This window comes from Limimaricola cinnabarinus LL-001 (assembly GCF_000466965.1).
In the GTDB taxonomy this organism is placed as follows: domain Bacteria; phylum Pseudomonadota; class Alphaproteobacteria; order Rhodobacterales; family Rhodobacteraceae; genus Limimaricola; species Limimaricola cinnabarinus.
Window position 1 is genome coordinate 1 of the sequence record NZ_BATB01000116.1, and the last position, 5,581, is coordinate 5,581.

Annotated in this window: 5 protein-coding genes and 2 pseudogenes; 5 read left to right on the forward strand and 2 right to left on the reverse strand. The window is 66.8% G+C overall.

The window, feature by feature from the left end:
• The 4 genes and pseudogenes from MBELCI_RS18230 to MBELCI_RS18245 form a co-directional block, all read left to right on the forward strand.
• Positions 1–163 (forward strand): annotated as a pseudogene (locus tag MBELCI_RS18230) (carbohydrate ABC transporter permease); the annotation flags it as partial.
• Positions 164–174: 11 nt separating this feature from the next.
• Positions 175–1,179, forward strand: a complete 1,005-nt coding sequence (locus MBELCI_RS18235; protein ID WP_021695720.1) for an ABC transporter ATP-binding protein — start codon at positions 175–177, stop codon at positions 1,177–1,179.
• On the forward strand, positions 1,176–1,949 hold the full coding sequence (locus MBELCI_RS18240) for an L-iditol 2-dehydrogenase (protein WP_021695721.1): 774 nt from the start codon (positions 1,176–1,178) through the stop codon (positions 1,947–1,949). Before MBELCI_RS18235 ends, MBELCI_RS18240 begins: the two co-directional genes overlap by 4 nt.
• A 30-nt stretch (positions 1,950–1,979) precedes the next feature.
• Positions 1,980–3,449 (forward strand): mannitol dehydrogenase family protein, encoded by a 1,470-nt coding sequence (locus MBELCI_RS18245; RefSeq protein ID WP_021695722.1) that lies wholly within the window; start codon positions 1,980–1,982, stop codon positions 3,447–3,449.
• Between the two features lie 21 nt (positions 3,450–3,470).
• On the opposite strand, the gene MBELCI_RS18250 is transcribed toward MBELCI_RS18245, so the two are convergent.
• Positions 3,471–4,430 carry a sugar-binding transcriptional regulator gene (locus MBELCI_RS18250; protein ID WP_021695723.1) on the reverse strand — a complete coding sequence of 320 codons (960 nt, stop codon included), beginning with the start codon at positions 4,428–4,430 and terminating at the stop codon, positions 3,471–3,473.
• Positions 4,427–5,107, reverse strand: coding sequence for an HAD family hydrolase (locus tag MBELCI_RS18255; protein WP_021695724.1), 681 nt, complete (start codon positions 5,105–5,107; stop codon positions 4,427–4,429). Before MBELCI_RS18255 ends, MBELCI_RS18250 begins: the two co-directional genes overlap by 4 nt.
• Before the next feature lie 159 nt (positions 5,108–5,266).
• Here MBELCI_RS18255 and MBELCI_RS20225 point away from each other — a divergent pair.
• Positions 5,267–5,581 (forward strand): annotated as a pseudogene (locus tag MBELCI_RS20225) (hydantoinase/oxoprolinase N-terminal domain-containing protein); the annotation flags it as partial.

A 5,581-nucleotide genomic window follows, 5' to 3' on the forward strand; every position in this document is an offset into this window, starting at 1 on the left:
CGCGCCGCTCACCGCCTTCATCGCCAGCTATTCGAGCCCAGAGGGCCTGTTCTACGCGAAGCTCTCGGCTGCCTCGACCATGGCCATCGCGCCGATCCTCATCCTCGGCTGGTTCAGCCAGAAGCAGCTCGTCCGCGGGCTCACCTTCGGCGCAGTGAAATAAGGAAGACACCAATGGGACGCATCACGCTCGACAAGGTGACCAAGCAGTTCGGCGACGTTCAGGTCATCCCGCCTCTCGATCTCACCATCAATGACGGCGAATTCGTCGTCTTCGTCGGCCCCTCGGGCTGCGGCAAATCCACGCTTCTGCGGCTGATCGCTGGGCTGGAAGACGTCACCGCCGGTGAGATCCGCATCGACGGCAAACCCGCCACCGACCTGCCGCCCGCCAAGCGCGGCCTGGCAATGGTGTTCCAGAGCTACGCGCTTTACCCGCATATGTCGGTGCGCAAGAACATCGCCTTCCCGATGAAGATGGCGGGCATGCCCGAGGATGAGCAGAAGCGGCGCATCGACAACGCGGCGCGCGCGCTCAACCTCACCGACTATCTCGACCGCCGCCCCGGCCAGCTTTCGGGCGGCCAGCGCCAGCGGGTCGCGATCGGCCGGGCCATCGTCCGCGAACCGGCGGCCTTCCTCTTCGACGAGCCGCTGTCGAACCTCGACGCGGCGCTGCGCGTCGGCATGCGGATGGAGATCTCCGAGCTGCACAAGAAGCTCGATACCACGATGATCTACGTGACCCACGACCAGGTCGAAGCGATGACCATGGCCGACAAGATCGTGGTGCTGCGCGCCGGCAACATCGAGCAGGTCGGAAGCCCGCTCGAACTCTACAAGGCGCCGCGCAACACCTTCGTCGCGGGTTTCATCGGCAGCCCCAAGATGAACCTGATCGACGGCGCGGAGGCCGGCAAGCACGACGCCGCCACCATCGGCGTGCGTCCCGAGCACATCGACGTCTCACCCACCGACGGCGCCTGGAAGGGCCGGATCGGCGTGGCCGAGCATCTGGGCTCGGACACCTTCTTCCACGTGCACGACACGGGTCTGGCCGAAACGCTGACCATCCGGGCCGGTGGCGAGGTGGGCCTGCATCACGGCGACACCGTCTACCTGACGCCGCAGGCCGACAAGATCCACCGCTTCGACGCACAGGGGTTGCGGATCGCATGACCCAACTGGCGGGAAAATCCGCGCTGATCACCGGGGCCGCGCGCGGCATCGGGCTGGCTTTCGCCAAGCGCTATGCCGAGGAGGGCGCGACCGTCGCCATCGCCGACATCAATCTCGAGGCGGCGCAGGCCGCCGCCTCGGAGATCGGCGACGCCGCCTATGCGGTGCAGATGGATGTGAGCCATCAGGACAGCATCGACGCCGCTATCGCGCAGGTTGTCGAGACCGCAGGCAAGATCGATATCCTCGTCAACAACGCAGCCCTCTTTGACGCGGCCGAGACGGTCGACATCACGCGCGAGAGCTTCGACAAGCTCTACGCCGTCAACGTCGCAGGCGCGCTCTTCACCATGCAGGCCGCCGCCCGGCAGATGATCGCCCAAGGCCATGGCGGCAAGATCATCAACATGGCGAGCCAAGCCGGTCGTCGCGGTGAGCCGCTGGTGCTGGTCTATTGCTCGACCAAGGCAGCCGTCATCTCAATGACGCAGTCGGCGGGGCTCAACCTCATCAAGCACGGCATCAACGTCAACGCCATCGCACCCGGCGTGGTCGACGGCGAACATTGGGAGCATGTCGATGGCATGTTCGCGAGGCTCGAAGGCAAGCAGCCCGGCCAGAAGAAGGCCGAGGTCGCCGCCGGCGTGCCCGCCGGACGCTTCGCCACGCCTGCCGATCTGACCGGCATGGCCGTGTTCCTGGCCTCGGACGAGGCCGATTATATCGTGTCGCAGACCTACAACGTCGACGGCGGCCAATGGATGAGCTGACGGCTCATCCCTTTCCTACAGGAGGCTGACATGGCCATTGATCTCAACGCCGCTGCCCTCGATCGCCTCCCCGAAGGCGTCGAAGGGCCGAGCTACGACCGCGCCGGTCTTTCGGCGGGCATCGTGCATATCGGCGTCGGCAACTTTCACCGCGCCCACATGGCCGTCTATCTCGATCGGCTGTTCTCGATCGGGGCGGATCACGACTGGGCGATCAGCGGCGCGGGCGTACGCGCCGGCGACTCGCGGATGCGGGACCTGCTGCTAAAGCAGGACTGGCTCACCACCGTGGTCGAGCTCGACCCTGCCGGTCTCTCGGCCCGCGTCACGGGTGCCATGATCGATTTCACCGAGATCGATGCGGCCAAGCTCGTCGCGCGCATGAGCGATCCGGCGATCCGCATCGTGTCGCTCACCGTGACCGAGGGCGGCTGGTTCGTCGACGCCAAGACCAACGGCTTCGACGCATCCCATCCCGACATTCGCCACGATGCCGAGACCCCTGACGCGCCGAAGACCGCCTTCGGCATGATCCTCGCCGCGCTCAGGCAGCGCCGCGATGCGGGCGCGGCCCCCTTCACCGTGATGTCCTGCGACAACCTGCCCGAGAACGGGCACGTGGCCAAGCAGACGGTCGTCGGGCTGGCAGAGCTGTCGGACCCGGAATTCGCGAATTGGGTGTCCGACAACGTCGCCTTCCCGAACTCGATGGTCGATTGCATTACCCCCGCAACCTCGGACCGCGAGCGCGCGCTGGTCAAGGACCGCTTCGACCTCGTCGATGCGGTGCCGGTCGCCTGCGAGCCGTTCCGCCAATGGGTGCTCGAGGACAACTTCCCGCAAGGCCGTCCGGCGCTCGAAAAGGTCGGGGCGGAGTTCGTGGCCGATGTCGCGCCCTACGAGCTGATGAAGCTGCGCATCCTCAATGGCGGGCACGCGGCCATCGCCTATCCTTCGGCGCTGCTGGGCCATCATTTCGTGCATGACGCCATGGCCGATCCGCGGATCAAGTCCTGGCTCGCGGCGCTTGAGGCGCGGGAGATCATCCCGACGCTCGAGCCGATCGAGGGCGTCGATTTCGAAGCCTATCGCGTCAAGATCGAAGAGCGCTTCTCGAACCCCGAGATCGGCGACACGATCCCGCGGCTGTGCTTCGACGGCTGGAACCGGCAGCCGAAATTCGTGCTGCCGGTGATCCGCGATGCGCTGGCGGCAGGCCGCGATGTCGATGGCCTCGCGCTCGAAGTGGCGTTGTGGTGCCGCTACTGCGCCGGCACCAACGATGCGGGCGAGGCGCTCGCGCCGAACGACGACCACGCCGAGGAGCTGAAGACCCGCGCGATCGCTGCCAAGGACGATCCCGCTGCGTTCCTGTCGAACGAGACCGTCTTCGGCGATCTGGGGCAGCAGCCCGCCTTCGCCGATGCCTTCGCCCGGCAGATCAGGGCGCTCTGGACCGACGGCGTCGCCGCCACCCTCGAGCGTTACGCCCGCGGGTGAGTTGAAGAACAGGCCGGGTGGCTACTGTTTCAGCAGCCGCTCGGCCGTCGCCTCATCGGTGATCAGCCCGTTGATGAGGCCGCCGCGCAGCGCGGCGCGGATCGCCCCCGCCTTGTCCGGTCCGGCCGCGAGTCCGACCACCGGGGCGTCGCCGCCGACCGTCAGCGGTGCCGAGGCGACGCGCATGTTGAAGGCGCAGTCCATCACCCGTCCTTCGGTGTCATAGACCCAACTGGTGATTTCGCCTGCCGCGCCTTGGGCCACCAGCGTGTTCATCTCGTGAGCCTGCATGAAGCCGTCGACATGCAAGGGGGCGTTCATCCCGATCTGACCCACGCCGACAAGCGTGAAATCCGCCCGCGCGCAAAGCTGCATCGTGTGGCGCACGGGCTCTTGCCCATGCATCACCCGCAGTTCCTCTTCGTCGCGCGCCACCACCGGGAGCGGAAACGGGTAATGCTTTGCGCCGACCCGTTCGGCCATACGGATCACGGCGTTGTAGGGCGTGGCCGACCCGTCCGACATCATGTTGCCAAGGCGTGACACGATGCGGTGCTGCGGGCAGTCCATGCGCGGCAGCTGTTCCACGCAGGCGCGCAGCGCACGCCCCGTGCCCAAAGCGATGATCTTTTCCTCCGGGCTCTTCAGCAGCTTCTCCATCTCGGCCGCGGCGGCGATGGCGATCCCGGTCAGCAGTTCCGGCGCGGTCGGATCGGTGGGGACCACCTCGATCACCTTGAGCTTGAACCGCTGCGCCAGCGCGCCGGATAGGTCCATGCAACGCGCGATCGGATGGTCGAGTCGGACTTTGACCAGCTTTTCCGACACGGCGAGCGACACCAGCCGCTGCGCTGACTGGCGCGACACGCCAAGCTTCTTCGCGATCTCGTCCTGCGTGTTGCCAGCGACGTAATAGAGCCAGCCCGCGCGCGCGGCGTCGTCAAGCCGCGTGGTCTCGGGGGTGAAGCGCGACTGGCTCATCCCACCGCCTCCGGCCGCAGCCGGTCGAGCAGGGCGGGCAACTCGGCCCAGTCCGAAAGGATCGGCATGCCGGGGTCGTGGCGCAGTTGGGCTCTGGCGAGGTGGCTGCCACCCGTATAGCGCACGGCGGACATGCGGGCGGCCTGCGCGGCTTCGAGCCCCGGCAGACTGTCCTCGATCACGAGGCAGCGGGCCGGGGCCGCGCCCATGATTTCGGCGGCGAACAGGAACAGGTCGGGCGCGGGCTTGCCGCGCGCCACCTGACTGGCTGTGAAAACATGCGGCAGGGCCGGGGCCAGTCCCACGATTTCGAGAGAGCGCGCCACGCGGGGCGGGGAGGACGAGGTCGCCACGCAAACCGGAACGCCGCGCGCGCCGAGCATTGCCAACACCGGGGCGATGCCCGGCATCGGCCTTAACTCGGTCTCGAACCGCTTCAGAAGGCGCGCACGGTAGAGCGCCTCGAAATCGGGCGCGAGGTCGTGGCCCAGCTCCTCACGGATGTGCCGCGCCACCGTGGGAAAGCTGCGGCCGAGGAAATTGCGGCGCACATGGTCGAAGTCGATAACGACCCCATCGGTGGCCAGCAGGTCTATCAGCACCTCCGCGCTCAGCAGTTCGCTGTCGATCAACACTCCGTCGCAGTCGAAGATGATGAGATCCCAGTCGCGCGCCATGCCGTCCTCCTCGCCGTCAGCCGTCGAAATTCTCCCGGTCGCAGACTGCCATAGCTTCGGGCATTTGCCCATAGGCTGGGCGTCTGCGCGCAGGGGGCTTCACTTGACCATCGAAGGGGGATTGCGCACCCCTTGGTGGGCAGCACAAGGGGACCGGGCATGAGCGTGTGGGATTTCTGGATCGACCGTGGCGGCACCTTCACCGATGTGGTGGGCCGCGAGCCGGATGGCACCCTGCATCCGCTCAAGCTTTTGTCCGAAAACCCCGAAGCTATGAGGACGCCGCAATCGAGGGCATTCGGCGGCTCTTGGGCGGCGCGATCGAGCCCGCGCGCATCGGCACGGTCAAGATGGGCACGACCGTCGCCACCAACGCGCTTCTGGAGCGCAAGGGCGATCGGACGGTGCTGCTCATCACCCGAGGCTTTCGCGACGCGCTGCGCATCGCCTATCAAGTCGGCCCTGAACAACGTC

Coding starts and splice junctions, on each gene's coding strand:
- MBELCI_RS18235 (WP_021695720.1), top strand. CDS start 175: ATGGGACGCATCACGCTCGACAAGGTGACCAAGCAGTTCGGCGACGTT.
- MBELCI_RS18240 (WP_021695721.1), top strand. CDS start 1,176: ATGACCCAACTGGCGGGAAAATCCGCGCTGATCACCGGGGCCGCGCGC.
- MBELCI_RS18245 (WP_021695722.1), top strand. CDS start 1,980: ATGGCCATTGATCTCAACGCCGCTGCCCTCGATCGCCTCCCCGAAGGC.
- MBELCI_RS18250 (WP_021695723.1), bottom strand. CDS start 4,430: ATGAGCCAGTCGCGCTTCACCCCCGAGACCACGCGGCTTGACGACGCC.
- MBELCI_RS18255 (WP_021695724.1), bottom strand. CDS start 5,107: ATGGCGCGCGACTGGGATCTCATCATCTTCGACTGCGACGGAGTGTTG.